Below are 14,319 nucleotides of genomic sequence, written 5' to 3'. Positions count from 1 at the left end.
GGACTTGGTCTATTCGGTGAGACTCCGGGATTGCGATCGGGCGTGTCCAACCGGGGGGACGATGACGAGCCAGCCGAGCGAGACGGGAATCCACGACGCGGGCGGGCGGACGCCGACCGGCAAGGTCGGGGTCGCCGAGGCGCTGCGCGAGACCTGGCTGGAGCTGTGGTACCAGCCCAAGATCGACCTCCGGAAGAAATGCCTGGCCGGCGCCGAGGCGCTCGCCCGTATCCGCCATCCCGAGCTGGGCGTGCTGCTGCCCGGACGCTTCCTGCCCGGCATCGACGAGGACAGCCTGCTCGACCTGTCCGAATACGCGCTGATCTCGGCACTCGCCGACTGGTCGGTGTTCCGCGCCGCCGGCTTCAACCTGCGGCTCGCCATCAACGTGCCCGTGCATGTGCTGGGCCGCCTGCCGATCGCCGAGATCGTCGCGGCGCATCGCCCCGACGCCGCCGACTGGCCGGGCCTGATGGTCGAGGTCACCGAGGATCAGATCGTCCGCGACATACGCCGCGCCCAGACGATCGCCGAGGCGCTGCGTGATTCGAACATCATGGTGTCGATCGACGACTTCGGCGCCGGCTACTCGTCCTTCTCGAGCCTGCGTGAGCTCGCCTTCGCCGAGCTGAAGCTGAACCACAGCTTCGTCAAGGACTGCGCCACCGACGCGACCAACGCGGCGATCTGCCAGACCGCGATCGACCTCGCGCACCGCTTCGGCAGCGTCGCGGTCGCCGAGGGCATCGAGAGCGTCGCCGACCTGCAGGCGCTCCAGATCATGGGGTGCGACTACGGCCAGGGCGTGCTGCTCGCCCCGCCGATGCCGAAGGACCGCTTCCTCGGCCTCCTCCAGCAACGCACCGCGCGCCCCTCGGCACCGGCTGCGAGCGGCGACGCCGCGAGCCCCCAGGTCGCCGCCGCGGGCTGATCAGATCGCAGGCTCCCTGAACGGCAGCGGCTCGCCCTCCGGCACCGGCACGCGGAACACGTCGAGCGTCATCGCCACCAGCGCGTAATAGCCGAGGATGCCGGCCAGCTCGACCATGCCGGCGTCGCCGAACAGCGTGTGGACACGCGCATAGGTGCGGTCGGAGACGCGCTTCTTGGCGTAGAGCTCGGTGACGAAGGCGTGGACGGCCTTCTCGTCGGCGGGCGCGCGGGCCGGCGCCCGGCCGGCCTTCAGGTCGGCGATGGTCGAAGGCGTCACGCCGGCCTTGGCGGCGATCGGTGCGTGGACGTGCCATTCGTAGTGAGCCTTCCACAGCCGCGCCGTGACCAGGATCGCGAACTCCGACAGCCGCGGCGGGATCGACGTGCCGAACCGGCAGTGGGCACCGAGCGCCTGGGCGAGCGTCCCGAAGGCCGGGGCGTGCATGAACACGCCGAACGGCCCGCGCAGGTTCAGCCCGGCGCCGCGCGGCCCCGCCCGCATGGCGGCGAGCAGCTCCGCCTGGGCCGGCGTCAGCGTCGCCTCGTCGAGATCGGGCAGGCGATAGGCGGGCAGGGCGGTCTTGTTCGACGCGGTTTTCTTCACCGTCGCTTTCTCGGGCGCGGCCTTGCTTCGCGCGGCCGGCTTGCGCGCGGCTGCGGGTCTTCGCACGACGCGGGCCGCGGCGGGACCGGGCGCGGCGGGACGAGACGGACGGGGCATGGGGATCTCCGGACGGCGCGGCGGGACATCGCCGAACCGACAAGCATTGGCCGATTCCGTCGCACCTGACAACGTCGCGGCCGCGGCCGATGCCTGCTCTGCCGCGCGCCGCGCCGGTCGTTAAAATTGTCCGCAGCGCCTGAACCGGGACGAAAAGCCTTTGTGCCATGGTGCCTTCCGTGGGTGTGGCACAGGGGAACAGGTGATGGGCGCCGCCGTGATCGCGATCGTCGTGTGGGTGACGGCGGTGCTCAACGGCATCGGCGAGCCGAGCGAGGACGCCATGCGCCGCGCCGTCACGACCACCCTGTCGAATCAGGTCCGCGCCGTCGTCGACTTCGTCGCCGAGACCGAGGGCACGGTCGGCGTCGACCGCATCCGCCGTGCCGGCACGGCGCTGTTCGAGGTTCGCGGCTTCCGCAAGCAAGACTGCGCGCGCCGCCCCGACGGCGACTACGACTGCGGCTTCTCGGTCGAGCTCGGCACCGTCGCCGGGCCGCTGCAGCACAGCGGCCGCGGCCGCTTTCGCGCCGGCCCGCGCGGCGGCTTCGTCTTTTCCGACGCGGCCTGACCGCGGCCCCGCGGCCCGCGGTCCGAGGACGGTTTCTCGGCGGGGACGTGCCGAGCCGGCGCGGGTGCCAAGCCGGCGCGGCCCGTGATATAGACCGAAGCAAGGGGGCAGGGCGCGCGTTTCGGATGCGCACCGTGCGCCCGTGGGCGCGAGGACGGAGCAGCAGGACAGACCATGAAGGCCGCCCTGGTGTTCGCCGGTCCGGCAGCCGCGACGACGACGTTTCGGCCGTATCGATCGCGCGCCTTCCTGGCGGCGCTCGCCGAGGCCGGCATCACGCCGGTCGTGATCGATCTCGATCTCGCGCCCGGGCGCCGCTTCGACGACGTGCCGGCGGAGTTGCCGGGTCTCGTCACCTATCGCAATCACGTCGATCGGCTCGCCCTGATCGTCGCCCAGGAGGGCGCCGCGATCGTGCAGACCTTCGGGGCGACGGCCGATCTCGGACCGGTGTGGGGCGAGGCGGCGCGTGCCGCGCGGCCGCTCGTCCATTTCGTCTCGTCGGTCGGGACCGTCGCGGAGACGCCGGCCGGTCGACCGCGCGGCCTCGGCGATCTCGTCCACCGCGGCCGCGGCCTCGCCGCTTGGCCGGCCCGGCGCGCCTCGCGCCACGTGGCCGCGGTCGTCGGCTCCAACCGGGCCGACATGGGCCGGCACTTCCGGCATGGCTTCTTCGCCCGCGCCCGCTTCTCGCTGGTGGCGCCGCCCGTCGCCGCCCGGGTGCCGCTCGCCGCGGCGGCCGAGGGGCGCGTCCGGCGCAGCGTGCCGGTGCTCGGCGTCTTCGATCCGGAGGCGTCGCCCGAGACTCTCGCGCTGATGAGCCGGGCCGTCGCGCTCACCGGCCACAGCGATCTCTTCCGGCTGCACGTCGCCCCCGTGGCGCTCGCCCGGCGGGGCGATCTGCCGCCCGGCGCGACCGTCGTCGACACCGACGATCCCGCCGGCTTCGTGCGCGACATCGACGTGCTGGTCGTCCCGTGCCCCGACGACCGCGCGAGTGCGGCCGTGCTGGCGGCGCTCGCCGCCCGCAAGAGCGTCGTCGTCCCGGACACGGGCACGCTCGCCGAGCTCGTCGACTACGGACGGCGTGGCGTCCTGTTCCCGGCGGACAGCGCCTATCACCTCGCGATGGCCGTCAACGTGATGACGGAAGCCTGGACCAACCGGCCGTTCTCCTTCGAGGGCATCGAGGAGGCGATCGACCGCGCCGCCCCGGAGGCGGTGGCGCGCGTGTTCGTCGACGCGTTTCGGCGGCTCGCCTGAGATGAGCGCGATCGACCCCACCTTCGGCGTGATCGTGATCGGCCGCGGCGATCCGCGGCTCGCCGCGGCGACGCTGGCGGCGACGCGGGCGTGGCGACACCCGCCGACCCGCGCCGTGCTGGCCGTGCCGAAAGGCCGCGAGCACGCCTTCGCGGCGGTCGCCGCCGCGGCCTCGGCCGGCATCGTCGCGGCGGCCGAGTCCGATCTGCTCGCCGATGCGGTCGCGGTGCTGGCCGCCGAGGTCGACATCGTGGTGGCGACCTCCGAGGGCGTCGTCCTCGATGCCGCCTGGCTGGCGATCCTGCGCGACCATGTGATCCTCTACGCCGACTCGATCGCCGGGGTCGATCTCGTGCCGCGCGTGGTGAAGATCGCGACCGAGGGCACCGGCGCCGATCTCGCGGTCGCCGACCGCCCGCACGAGCCGTCGCTCGTCTCGTGGCTGCGCGGCGTGATCCGCGCCCGCAGCCTGCTCGGCGCGGTGTTCTGGGGCCGCACCGTGACGCTGCGCCAGATCGGTCTCGACACCACCGGCGAGGGCGGCGACGCCGTCAGCTTCCTGCTCGCGCTCGATCAGCTCCGCCGCCGCGGCCGGACCACGGTCGGCGTCACGCGTCACGCCCGTCATGCCCGGCTCCTGCCGGAGCGGCGGACCGGCTTCGACGTCGGTTATGGGCTCTATCGCCGGCTGGAGCAGCTCGCCGAGGCGCGCCGCGCCGCCGCGGCGGTCGGTGGCGTAGCGCCGAGCCATCTCGATCTCGCCGTCGAGCGGCTGCGGTTGACGGTCGAGCTCGCGCTGCGCTCGTTGCTCGGCACCGGCGGCCGCCACAATGCCGCGACCTTCCTGAACGGCGTTCGCGCCGCCCGCCGCGACGCGCTGGCGGTCCGCCGCACCGTGGTGCGCGACCTGCGCGAGCTGCGCTGAGCGCCGTCGTCGATCCTGCCGCATCGACGACGCGGTGCGCGCCCGGCGCTCAGCAGCTGTAGACGCCCTGCAGATGCATCAGCCGCTCCTGCAGCCGCATCTCGCGGATCACCTCGCCCTGGTGCCAGACGAGCTCGGCGAGCAGGTCGGCGCGCGACAGGAGATCGACGACGCGGCCCTCCGGATCGACCACGGCGACGTGGTCCGGGGCTGCGGGGGCGGGTGCGGCGTGCTCGGATCCGATGTGGTCGGCCGCCCCGGAGGCGAGCTGCGCGAGCGCCTCCGGCACCGCGGTGTCGAGGCCGACCACCGGCACGGCCTCTGTGCATGCGCCGGTCGTGAGCGACTGCGGAGTCGCTTCGGGCAGGCGCGCCGCCGCCGCCGCGATGCTCCGGTGCGAGACGACGCCGGCGAGCGCGTCGCCGCGCGTCACCGCCGCGGCCGTGACACCGCGCCGGCCGAGCAGGCGGGCCGCCTCGGCCAAGCTCGCGTCCGCCGGGAGCGTGGGCACGGCGGCGGCGCGCAGCGCGACGAGGCGCCGCATGGTGCGGAACGGACGATCGAGATCGACCCCGGCGCTCATTGTCGCGTCGTCTCCGATCCGATCAGGTCGAGGGTGAGCGCATCGCGTTCGCCGCCGCACCAACGGTCGAGCGCGTGGGCGAACACCGGCGTGCCCGGCGCGGCGCGTTCGAACAGCGTCATCGACGAGCGGAACTTCAGATCGTCGGGCGAACCGAAGATCGCGTGCAGGGAGGGGGCCGGCGCGCCGAGCACGGTTTTCGTCGCGGCGACGAGCCTTTTCCCCAGCAGCGGATGCGCCAGATAGGCGCGCGCCTCGGCGAGGGAGCCGATGCCGTAGAGCTGCGCGGTCGGCGAGCGGCCGAGCCCGCGATGCTGCGGAAACACGAACCACATCCAATGGCTGCGCTTGCGCCCCGCGGTCAGCTCGGCGAGCGCCGTGTCGAACACCGCATCCTGAGCCGCGACGAAGCGGGCGAGGTCGTGCGGATCGTCGGTCATGCGGACGGGGCGGAGCTGGGCGACGGCCGGGCGAGCCGGACCGCGACGCGGTGGATCGCGGCCGCGATCGCGAGGCCGGCGAGCACCCCGAGGGAGTCGACGACGAAGTCCGACCAGCGCGCGTGGCGGCCGGGCACCAGCATCTGGATCACCTCGGCGGCGCCCGTGAACACGAGCGCCGCGGTCGCCTGAACGACCAGGCGGCGCGGCACGGCGAGCCCGAAGGCGAGCCCGAACAGGAGGAAGATCGCACCGTGCTCGACGCCCTGCGACGACACCACGGGCCGCAGCCCGGGCGGCACCACCGAAAGGACGACGATGGCGAAGCCGGTCGCCGCCGCGCCGGTGCGCCCGAGGGTTTCCAGAACGCCGACGAGCCACGCCCGGTCGGGCTCCACGACGAAGGGGGTCATTGTGCCGTCGCCGCGCCGCTCAGCTCTGCGGCGAGCGCGATATAGGCGGCACCGACCAAGTCCCAGCCGTAACGCTCGGCTGTGGCGCGGGCGCCGCGCCGCAGCCGCGCGTGCAGCTCGGGGTCGTCGAGCACCCGGCGCAGCTTCGCGGCGATCTCGGCCGGGTCGGGCGAGATGCGATAGCCGTTCACGTCGTCCCTCAGATAGTCCTCGATGCCGCCGACCGGGGTGGCGAGCACCGGCACCTCGCACGCCATCGCCTCCATGCAGACCAGCGAGAAGGTCTCGTAGGAGGTTGGAAACACGAACGCGTCGGCGGCGGCGTAGAATGCCTCGACGTCGTGGCGCGAGCCCGCGAACACCAGGCGGTTTCCGCAGCGCCGGGCCCGCCGGCGCCACGGCGCCGGGCTCTCCGAGCCGACGACGACCAGCCAGGTATCGTCGTCGAGCAGATCCACGGCGCCGATCGCATGAGCGAGGCCCTTGCGGTCGAACTCGTTGCCGATGAACAGCACGAGCTTCGCCGTCGCCGGGACGCCGAGCTCGGCGCGGATGCGGGCGCCGGCCGCCGGATCGGGACGGAAACGGTGCAGGTCGATGCCGTTCGGGATGATGCGGATGCGCGAGGCCGGCACGCCGTAATAGCGCTGCAGCTCGTCGGCGACGCGCGACGACACCGCGACGAACATCTTGTAGCGGAGGCCGCCGATCATGACGCGATCGCGCAGCGCGACCCACAGATGGGTCGGGTTGAGCATCCAGCGCCACTGTCCGGCGCGGCGCTTCTCGGCGATGTTCTCGGCGTTGACGGCGTGTACCACCAGCACGTCACCGCGCAGGCTGTCGCCGTGGCTGATCACGACGGCGCCGGGATGACGGCGGGCCGCGGCGGTCGCCGCGAGGGTGAACAGCGGCACGACGACGAAGCGGCCGACGTGACGCAGCGCGCCGCGGGTGGGGATGCGGGCGAGCCACGGTGCGACGCGCTCGATCATGGTGCGGCGGTCGGGCGCCTTGCCGATCGTCGAGGCGATCACGGAATTCGGCACGCCGGCGCGACCGAAGACGCCGGTGAGTTCGAGCGCGACGCTCTCGACCCCGCCGACCGAGCTCAGCTCCTGCACGATCTGGACGATTTCGAAGGTCATGGGTGTGGGTCTCGGCTCCCGCATCTCGGGGCGCTTGCTTCGGTGACACGACCGCCGTCGTCGTGCAAAGCGCGGTGGCGGCGATCCGAGGTCCGGTTGGTTTCGTCGGCGCGGGAGCGCCGCTGCTCTCTCGTCGTCAGGTTCTTCGTTCGGCTCGCCCCGATCAGATCGCCCGATCGTTGCCGACCGGTGAAGGTGATACCTTCGTTTTCGTGACACTTCCATTTTTATGCAAGTTTTCACGCGATCGTGTGTCTCGCGCCGCCGCCTGCCACGCCACCGCGAGCGCCTCGGCCACGGCCTCGTAGGTGAACCGCGTCAGCACGTTCTCCCGCCCCGCCTCACCCGTTCTCGCGAGAGCGCCGGGGTCGGCCGCGAGCCGCTCGATCAGGGCGGCGAGCGCTGCGGGATCGCTCTCCGGGATCACCCAGCCGCCGCGGCCGATCACGTCCGGGATCGCCCCGCAGGTCGAGCCGATCACCGGCACGCCGCAGCTCTGCGCCTCGACGATCACCCGGCCGAACTGCTCGCGGACCGCGTGTGTCGTGCGGGTCAGGAGGATCAGAGCATCGAGGCTGCGCATGAACGCGGCGACCGCGTCGGGCGTACCCCAGCCGCGGATGTCGACCCGGTCGGCGAGACCGAGCGCCACGATTCTGTCGCGCAGCTTCGGCTCGTGCGGACCTTCGCCCAGGATCGAGAGCGTGCAGGGGGCCGTCGCCCGCGCCATGGCGTCGAGCGCATCGTCGAGCCCCTTCTCGACGACCAGCCGGCCGACATAGCCGAGCCGCAGCGGCGTCGCGCGCGACGACGTCGTCGTGCGCCGGTCCGCGGCGGGGTCGGGCCGGAAGACCGTCGGGTCGACCCCGTAGCCGATCGGCGTCACCGGCCCCGCATAGCCGCGGGCGCGGCAGACCATGGTCGCGTCCGGGCTGCGCGAGAGCAGATGCGTGGTCTGTCTCAGAACATGTCTGCGGATGCTCTCGAACGGCGGCGGCAACCTCTTGAGGATGTTCTGGTCGACCTCCAGCACCAGCGCGGCGTCGCCCTTGAGAAGCGACGCCTGCAGCGCGACGACGCTCCACGGCTCCTCCCAGAGATGGATCACGTCGGGCGCGAGCGTCCTGATCAGCTCGCGCAGGCCGGGATAGAAATGCAGGTACCAGCCCATCGGCCCGGCTTTCTTCAGCCGGATCGGCATCACGTGCAGGGTCACGCCGGGATCGGGCGGCGGGTCGGCCGCCGTGTCGCGGCCGAACTGGTGCCAGGTCGCCGGCACCACGAGATGCACGTCGAGATCGCGGCGCGCCGCGAAGGGCGTATAGCGCCGCCGCCCGACCGCGCGGCTGACCGCCGGATGGGCGATCGAGAGGATCCGCAGCGGGCGCCCCTCAGACACGGCCCAGAACCCTGGCGGCGAGGCTGCTGACGCCGGTGAGATGCAGCTCGGCGAGTGCCAGATGGCGCTGCGCGCCGCCGAGCGTGACGCGCGGCAGCCGATAGGCGTCCTGGCCGCGCCGTACCAGGCCCTTGCGGGTGGTGGCGCCGCTCGTGAAGCCCGCCTCCTTGACGAGGTCGAAGTCGCGCGGGCCGCAGTCGCCGGAGCGTCCATACGGAAAGGCGAAGTGGTCGCAGGCGACGCCCAGCCGCTCGCGCAGGCGGTCGCGGCAGCCGGCGATCTCGGCGAAGGCCTGCGAGGCCGGCAGGCGCGAGATGCGGGCGTGCGACACCGTGTGGCCGCCGATCTCGACCAACGGATCGTCGCGCACCGCCTCCAGCATCTCCCACGACATCGCGTGCGTCCAGTGCATCGCGGTCGCGTCGACGCCGTTCTCGGCGCAGAAGGTCACGTAGTGTTGCGCCGGCGCGTCGGCGTCCCAGGCGGCGGCGATGCGCGCGTAGGCGGCCCGCCGCGCCTCGGGCGTCGCGACCGCGATCGTCTCGCCGTCGACCACGACGCGGTCGTTGTTCAGGAGGACGTCCTCGAGCCCGGCGAAGACCAGCGGCAGGGTGCCGTCCGGGATGCCGGTGGTGACGAACAGCGTCACCGGCACGCCGTGGCGGCGGAACAGCGGGATCACGGCCTCGTAGGTGTCGCGATAGCAGTCGTCGACCGAGAAGTTGACGAAGCGGTCGCCGGGTTCTCCGCGCGCCGTGCGGCGGAGCGCCTCCGCGATCGTAACCACCGACCAGCCGGTCGCGGCGAGATAGCCGAGCAGCCGGTCGAGAAAGTCGAGGTCGAGATAGAACTCGCGATTGGGCAGGCGCTCCCAGAGGGCCGGCGGGGCGGCGCGGTGGAACGTGAACAAGCAGCCGCGCGTGCCGAGCACGGCGTCGACGGCGGCGCCCACCGGGCGCACCAGCATCTCGGCGCCGGGCCGTCGCACGGGGGATGCGGCGGAGCTCGTGACCATCAGGATCTCCCTGCACTGAAAATGCGGTCGCGGATTCGGTCGCGGATTTGGACGGCGACGGCCCGGCAGGTCGCCGGCATCAGCAGGAGAGCGGCCACCGCGACGGCGGCCGCGCAGGCCCCGCCGCCGGCGGTGAGGCGCGGCAGCAGGCCGGTGATCTCCGCGCGGATCATAAGTCCGGCGCCGAGCATCGCCAGCGCCGGGCCGGCGGCGATCAGGATCAGCACCGCGATGCGGCGCCGACAGGAGAGCGCGAGCAGCGTGCCGCCGAGCAGCACCAGGCTGCGCACCGCCTCGCCCGTCCCGATGATCAGCACACCGACGCCCGAGCTCTGCTGCAGCGACGCGGTCGCCAGATTGAACACCATGTTGAGCGCGTAGGCGGCGATCAGGATCAGGGCGGCGTGCAGGTTGCGGCCGGTGCTGTTGAGCGTGCGCAGGAGAATCCAGCCGAGCGTCGAGGCCCACAGGCCGGCCGCGATGCCCTGCAGGGCCTGGCTGGTGAGCGCGACGGCCTGCTCCGTGAAGGCGCCGCGGAAGAACACCAGCCGCACGATCTCGGGCGCGAACACGACGACGAACATGGACGCCGGCAGCGCCAGCGCCAGCACCGGGGCGGCGATCCGCTCGATGCGGGCACGGTCGTCCTCGGGCGGGTGGGACGACAGCACGCCGAGGCCGACCGGCTGGCTGATCAGCAGGGTCGCGCTGTCGGTCAAGGTGCGGGCGTAGTCGAGCGAGGCGACCGTGCCGGTGCCGAGCCGCGAGGTGAGCAGGCGCTCGATCCAGACGTTGAGCTGCTCGGCGAAGGGCAGGGCGAGCAGCGGCCGCAGCCGGCGCAGGAAATCGGCGCCGCTCGCGAGCACCAGCGACGGCCGCGCGCCGGCGAAGCTGAGCTGACCCTCGCGCCACAGCGTCCAGACCCCCCAGGCGGCGAGCGCGTTGAACGACAGCGTGAAGGCCCAGGCCAGCACGTCGACCCGGCCGGTGAGCATCAGCAGCGCGAGCCCGAGCATGACGCAGACGTTCAGCAGTCCGGCCCGCAGATTGGTGATGCGCGAGCGGCCGAGCGCGATCTCCCCGGCGGCCAGGCAGTTGAGCGCCACCGAGGCCGGCATGCCGAGCGCCATGATGCGCACGAAGGCGAGCGTCGTCTCGCGGCCTTCCGGCACGAAGCCGCCGACCACGGCGTCGATCCACCAGGCACCGGCCGCCTCGACCGCGATCGTCAGCACGAGCGCCATCAGGGTCAGCGCCGTGGTGAGCGAGGCGAGCCGCACCGGGGCGTCGCCGCGGGCCAGGGCGTCGCGTTGGCCCGGGATCATGATCGCCGGCACGCTCTCGTTCTGCAGGAAGGCGAGCGGCAGCAGGATCGCCGTCATGGCGCCGCGAAAGCCGTCGGCGATCAGCGAGGCGCCGAGCACCTGCGCCATCATCAGCTCGCGGGCGAAGCCGAGCAGCTTGCTCACCAGGGCGCCGCCCATCAGGACGGCGACGAGGCGGCGCGTCGATCGCGTCGTCCCGCGCGCGCTCTCCCCCTCGGTCACCACGGCCGTCATCGGGCGATCGCCACCCGGGCGATCACGGCGGCGACCGCCGCCTGCATGGCGGCGACGCCGTATTGCGCCCGGGCCCGCGCCTCGGCGCGGTCGAGCTGGTCGGTGAGATTCGCGGGGCGCGCGAGCGCGGTGCGGAGCGCGACCGCGAGGGCGGCCGGGTCGCCGGGCGGCACCAGCGTGCCGCAGGCACCGTGGTCGAGGATGTCGGGCGCCGCACCGGCCGCGGTCGCGATCACGGGCACACGCGACGCCATCGCCTCGACCAGGGTGCGGCCGAACGGCTCCGGCGCGACGGAGGGATGCACCATCACGTCGACGGCCTGCATCAGCAACGGCACGTCGGCGCGGTGACCGAGAAACCTCACGCGGTCGGCGACGCCGAGCCGGTCCGCCTGGGCGCGCAGCTCCGCGGCGTAGTCCTGCTCGCCGAACAGCGCGTCGCCGGCGATCACCAGCGTCGCCGTCGGCTCCGCCGCGAGCGGTTCGGCCGCCAGCGCCTCGATCGCGACGTGCTGGCCCTTCCACGGGGCGAGCCGGCTGAACACGCCGATCAGGGCACCGTCCGGCAGGCCGAGATCGCGCCGCAGGTTCTCACGCGATCGCGGATCGCGGGTCACGTCGACGCCGTTCGGCACCACCTCGACCAGGTTTTCGCGCCCCCCGGCGGCCACGAAGGCCTCCGCCGCGGGTGCCGAGGGCACGATGACGCGGGCCGCGAAGCGGTTGGCGAGCCCCACCTGAAGCCGGCGCTGGCCGGTGCCGAAATGGCTGCCGTCGACGATGTCGTGCAGGTGCCAGACCAGCGGTCGCCGCGTCACCGCCGCGGCCAGCGCGGCCAGCACGAAGGCCTTCTGCGAGTTGGCGTAGATGACGTCGTGGCGGCGCGCCGCGCCGACGATCTCGGCGGTCAGGCCGGCGAGGCGGCCGGCGAGCGGCGCCGCGCGCCACAGCGAGGCGTCACGTTTCACCACCGAGAGGCCGCGGCCGAAGCGCGACTTGACGACGGCGAGCCCGCGGCCCCGCATGGCGCCTTCGAGCGGCCCGTCCTCGAACAGGAACGCGGTGGCGCCGCGCCAGGCCCGCACCACGTCGAGCAGGATCAGCTCGGCGCCCGCGATCGCGCTCGTGTGGTTGACGAACAGGACGCGGGGGGCCGCCATCAACCGGCTCCGAGATAGGCCACCGAGCGAACCGGCTTCGCCTCGTAGAAGGGCAGGTCGTCCGGCTTCACCATCGTGATGGTCATGCCGAACACGTGGCCGCCGGCGGCCCGCAGGCGCTCGATGGCGGCGGCGGCGCCGGCGATCGACGAGCGTCCCCAGCGGGTGCAGCACAGCACGCCGTCGACGTGCTTGGCGAGCACATGGGCGTCCATCAGCACGTCGGCGGGCGGGCTGTCGATCAGCACGAGATCATAGGTCTCGGCGAAGCGCAGCGCCTCGAGCATCGCCTTGCCCATCAGGAGCTCGGTCGACGCGGCGGTCGGGCGGCCGGCCGGGAGGACGTCGAGATTTTGGATGCCGGTGCGCACCACCGCCTCGCGCAGCGGGAACTTGCCGGTCAGCACGGCGGTGAGGCCCGGGCCGCCGGGGAGATCGAGCGCGTCCGCGATGGTCGGCCGGCGCATGTCGCATTCGAGCACCAGCACGCGCCGGCCCGTCGCGGCGACCAGCTCGGCGAGCGCCAGCGTCGTGAAGGTCTTGCCCTCGCTCGGGCCCGACGACGTGACCAGGATGGTGCGGAAGCGCTCGTTGGAGCCGGCCAGCACGATCCCGGCATAGAGCTTGCGCAGCGCGTCCTGAAGGTGGGGGTCGTGGCGCGCCTTGGCGAGCGCGGCGGCGAGCGGCAGCTCCGCCTGGCGGCTCAGCATCATGCCGAGCACCGGGGTGGCCGGTGTCCGGGCGACGACGCGCGGCAGCTCGGCGAAGATCGGCGCCCCCGTGACGGTGGCGAGGTCGCCGGAGGCCCGCACGCTGCGGTCCGCGCGGTCGCGCAGCAGCGCGGCGCCGAGGCCGAGCAGCGTCGCCAGCGTGAAGCCGGCGGCCAGGAACGGCAGCTTCTTGGGGAAGAACGGCTTGGTCGGATGCTCGGCGAGGCTGACCAGGCGGGTGCTGCCCTGCATCACGCGCCGCTCCGTCTCCAGCTCGCTCGCCCGCTTGTAGAGCTCGGAGTACTTCTGCCGCTTGATGTCGGCGGCCCGCACCATGCTCTCGATCGAAGCCTCGTCGGCCGTCGCGGCGGCGACCTCCGCCGTGATGGTGGCGGCCTGCTGCTTCAACGTGGCGACCAGCGCGTCGGCGGCGTCGTAGCTCTTCTGGGCGCTCGCCGCGACGGTCGCGACCTCCTGGGAGAGGCGCTGATCGAGCGTGTCGCGCTCGCGCTGCAGGGCGCGCAGCGAGGGATGCCGGTCGCCGAGCGTCACCGCCATGCTGGCGAGCTGGCCCGAGACGGTGGTGAGCTGCTGCTTGAGGTCGGCGACCGAGCGGCTCGCCAGCACGGCGGGCGCGTCGGCGGTGCCGCGCGCCTGGCTGGCCCGGATCTCCTTCAGCCGGGCGGCGGCGTCGGCCCGCGCGGCCTCGGCGGCGGCGAGCTGCTGGTTGATGCTGGTGAGGCGTTCCGACGAGATCGGCGCGGCGGCGCCCCGCATCAGGCCTTTGGCCCGGCGGAACTCCATGATGGCCGCGTCCTTCTCGCGCACCTCGGCGTCGAGCTGGCGCAGCTCCTGCCACAGATACGCGGCGGCGGCCTCGCGGCTCGACGACAGGCCGGCTTTCTGGTCGTCCAGGAAGGCCGTCACCAGGGCATTGACCAGCGTCTGGGCGACGTCGGGCAGCGGCGACTGATAGGCGATGGTGATCACCCGCGAGCGGCCGACGGTGCCGACCTTGTAGCGCGCCATCACGTACTCGATCAGCTCCTCGCTGTCGGGGGCGAGCTGGTCGCAGCTCTTGCCGCGCGACGGCATCAGGACGCCGAGCAGGCCGTGACCGGCCTGCCAGCGGCACTCGCGCAGAACCGCGTCGTAGGCGCCGGGCAGCGCCATGGCGAGGCGCATCACCCGCGGCGAGCGCACCAGCAGAAGCTGGCTCTCGAGGTCGGCCGGGTCGCCGATCTTCTGGGCCCAGGCGGCGGGCTGGTTGGGGACGCCGGGCTCCGGCTCGGCGACGATCACGGATCCAGACGCCAGGTAGCTGACCGGCAGCACCAGCAGGGCCAGCACCGTGACGGCCATCACGGCCACGAACACGCCGGCGGCGATGCCGCGGCGCCGCCAGAGGCGGATCAGCAGGCCGGTGCGGCGCGGCGCGCCGGCGAGATCCGTGACGGTGGCGAGGGATCCGATCGACAT

14 protein-coding genes are annotated in these 14,319 nt (G+C 73.1%); 4 read left to right on the top strand and 10 right to left on the bottom strand.

Annotated elements, in window-relative coordinates:
* Positions 1–61: 61 nt before the first annotated feature.
* Entirely contained in the window at positions 62–931 is an 870-nt protein-coding gene (locus ACFSOX_RS15465; protein WP_378478713.1) for an EAL domain-containing protein, read from the top strand.
* On the opposite strand, the gene ACFSOX_RS15460 is transcribed toward ACFSOX_RS15465, so the two are convergent.
* Complete coding sequence (locus ACFSOX_RS15460) at positions 932–1,537, bottom strand: carboxymuconolactone decarboxylase family protein (protein WP_378478712.1); 606 nt, start codon at positions 1,535–1,537, stop codon at positions 932–934.
* 322 nt (positions 1,538–1,859) lie between these two features.
* Between ACFSOX_RS15460 and ACFSOX_RS15455 the strand changes: the two genes are divergently transcribed.
* The 3 genes from ACFSOX_RS15455 to ACFSOX_RS15445 all read left to right on the top strand — a co-directional run bounded on the left by ACFSOX_RS15455 (position 1,860) and on the right by ACFSOX_RS15445 (position 4,413).
* Positions 1,860–2,225 carry a hypothetical protein gene (locus ACFSOX_RS15455; protein ID WP_378478711.1) on the top strand — a complete coding sequence of 122 codons (366 nt, stop codon included), beginning with the start codon at positions 1,860–1,862 and terminating at the stop codon, positions 2,223–2,225.
* 174 nt (positions 2,226–2,399) lie between these two features.
* Positions 2,400–3,488, top strand: a complete 1,089-nt coding sequence (locus tag ACFSOX_RS15450; RefSeq protein WP_378478710.1) for a glycosyltransferase — start codon at positions 2,400–2,402, stop codon at positions 3,486–3,488.
* Position 3,489: 1 nt separating this feature from the next.
* Positions 3,490–4,413 (top strand): hypothetical protein, encoded by a 924-nt coding sequence (locus ACFSOX_RS15445; RefSeq protein WP_378478709.1) that lies wholly within the window; start codon positions 3,490–3,492, stop codon positions 4,411–4,413.
* A 49-nt stretch (positions 4,414–4,462) separates the two neighbouring features.
* Here ACFSOX_RS15445 and ACFSOX_RS15440 read toward each other — a convergent pair whose 3' ends face one another.
* From ACFSOX_RS15440 to ACFSOX_RS15400, 9 genes are all read right to left on the bottom strand, one after another.
* The gene (locus tag ACFSOX_RS15440; protein ID WP_378478708.1) at positions 4,463–4,996 is read right to left on the bottom strand and encodes a CBS domain-containing protein; all 534 of its coding nucleotides are present in this window, start codon (positions 4,994–4,996) and stop codon (positions 4,463–4,465) included.
* Positions 4,993–5,436 (bottom strand): DUF1810 domain-containing protein, encoded by a 444-nt coding sequence (locus ACFSOX_RS15435; protein ID WP_378478707.1) that lies wholly within the window; start codon positions 5,434–5,436, stop codon positions 4,993–4,995. The genes ACFSOX_RS15440 and ACFSOX_RS15435 overlap by 4 nt, the downstream gene beginning before the upstream one ends.
* A complete protein-coding gene (locus tag ACFSOX_RS15430) occupies positions 5,433–5,849 on the bottom strand; it encodes a VanZ family protein (protein WP_378478706.1) in 417 nt (138 codons plus the stop codon). The genes ACFSOX_RS15435 and ACFSOX_RS15430 overlap by 4 nt, the downstream gene beginning before the upstream one ends.
* Positions 5,846–6,997, bottom strand: a complete 1,152-nt coding sequence (locus ACFSOX_RS15425) for a glycosyltransferase family 4 protein (RefSeq protein ID WP_378478705.1) — start codon at positions 6,995–6,997, stop codon at positions 5,846–5,848. Before ACFSOX_RS15425 ends, ACFSOX_RS15430 begins: the two co-directional genes overlap by 4 nt.
* A 163-nt stretch (positions 6,998–7,160) precedes the next feature.
* Positions 7,161–8,396 (bottom strand): glycosyltransferase, encoded by a 1,236-nt coding sequence (locus ACFSOX_RS15420; RefSeq protein ID WP_378478704.1) that lies wholly within the window; start codon positions 8,394–8,396, stop codon positions 7,161–7,163.
* Positions 8,389–9,411: a polysaccharide deacetylase family protein gene (locus tag ACFSOX_RS15415; RefSeq protein ID WP_378478703.1), complete on the bottom strand. Its 1,023-nt coding sequence runs from the start codon at positions 9,409–9,411 to the stop codon at positions 8,389–8,391. Before ACFSOX_RS15415 ends, ACFSOX_RS15420 begins: the two co-directional genes overlap by 8 nt.
* On the bottom strand, positions 9,411–10,970 hold the full coding sequence (locus tag ACFSOX_RS15410; RefSeq protein WP_378478702.1) for a lipid II flippase MurJ: 1,560 nt from the start codon (positions 10,968–10,970) through the stop codon (positions 9,411–9,413). The genes ACFSOX_RS15415 and ACFSOX_RS15410 overlap by 1 nt, the downstream gene beginning before the upstream one ends.
* Positions 10,967–12,130 (bottom strand): glycosyltransferase family 4 protein, encoded by a 1,164-nt coding sequence (locus ACFSOX_RS15405; protein ID WP_378478701.1) that lies wholly within the window; start codon positions 12,128–12,130, stop codon positions 10,967–10,969. The genes ACFSOX_RS15410 and ACFSOX_RS15405 overlap by 4 nt, the downstream gene beginning before the upstream one ends.
* Positions 12,130–14,319: a GumC family protein gene (locus tag ACFSOX_RS15400; protein ID WP_378478700.1), complete on the bottom strand. Its 2,190-nt coding sequence runs from the start codon at positions 14,317–14,319 to the stop codon at positions 12,130–12,132. Before ACFSOX_RS15400 ends, ACFSOX_RS15405 begins: the two co-directional genes overlap by 1 nt.

Source organism: Rhodoplanes azumiensis (assembly GCF_042682915.1).
GTDB lineage: Bacteria > Pseudomonadota > Alphaproteobacteria > Rhizobiales > Xanthobacteraceae > Rhodoplanes > Rhodoplanes azumiensis.
The sequence above is the reverse complement of the archived record's forward strand: the minus strand, read 5'-3'. Positions and strand labels throughout refer to the sequence as shown.

Excerpts from the sequence above, each read along its gene's own strand:
- ACFSOX_RS15465 (WP_378478713.1), top strand. The coding sequence starts at position 62 with ATGACGAGCCAGCCGAGCGAGACGGGAATCCACGACGCGGGCGGGCGG.
- ACFSOX_RS15455 (WP_378478711.1), top strand. The coding sequence starts at position 1,860 with ATGGGCGCCGCCGTGATCGCGATCGTCGTGTGGGTGACGGCGGTGCTC.
- ACFSOX_RS15450 (WP_378478710.1), top strand. The coding sequence starts at position 2,400 with ATGAAGGCCGCCCTGGTGTTCGCCGGTCCGGCAGCCGCGACGACGACG.
- ACFSOX_RS15445 (WP_378478709.1), top strand. The coding sequence starts at position 3,490 with ATGAGCGCGATCGACCCCACCTTCGGCGTGATCGTGATCGGCCGCGGC.
- ACFSOX_RS15440 (WP_378478708.1), bottom strand. The coding sequence starts at position 4,996 with ATGAGCGCCGGGGTCGATCTCGATCGTCCGTTCCGCACCATGCGGCGC.
- ACFSOX_RS15435 (WP_378478707.1), bottom strand. The coding sequence starts at position 5,436 with ATGACCGACGATCCGCACGACCTCGCCCGCTTCGTCGCGGCTCAGGAT.
- ACFSOX_RS15430 (WP_378478706.1), bottom strand. The coding sequence starts at position 5,849 with ATGACCCCCTTCGTCGTGGAGCCCGACCGGGCGTGGCTCGTCGGCGTT.
- ACFSOX_RS15425 (WP_378478705.1), bottom strand. The coding sequence starts at position 6,997 with ATGACCTTCGAAATCGTCCAGATCGTGCAGGAGCTGAGCTCGGTCGGC.
- ACFSOX_RS15415 (WP_378478703.1), bottom strand. The coding sequence starts at position 9,411 with ATGGTCACGAGCTCCGCCGCATCCCCCGTGCGACGGCCCGGCGCCGAG.
- ACFSOX_RS15410 (WP_378478702.1), bottom strand. The coding sequence starts at position 10,970 with ATGACGGCCGTGGTGACCGAGGGGGAGAGCGCGCGCGGGACGACGCGA.
- ACFSOX_RS15405 (WP_378478701.1), bottom strand. The coding sequence starts at position 12,130 with ATGGCGGCCCCCCGCGTCCTGTTCGTCAACCACACGAGCGCGATCGCG.
- ACFSOX_RS15400 (WP_378478700.1), bottom strand. The coding sequence starts at position 14,319 with ATGTCGATCGGATCCCTCGCCACCGTCACGGATCTCGCCGGCGCGCCG.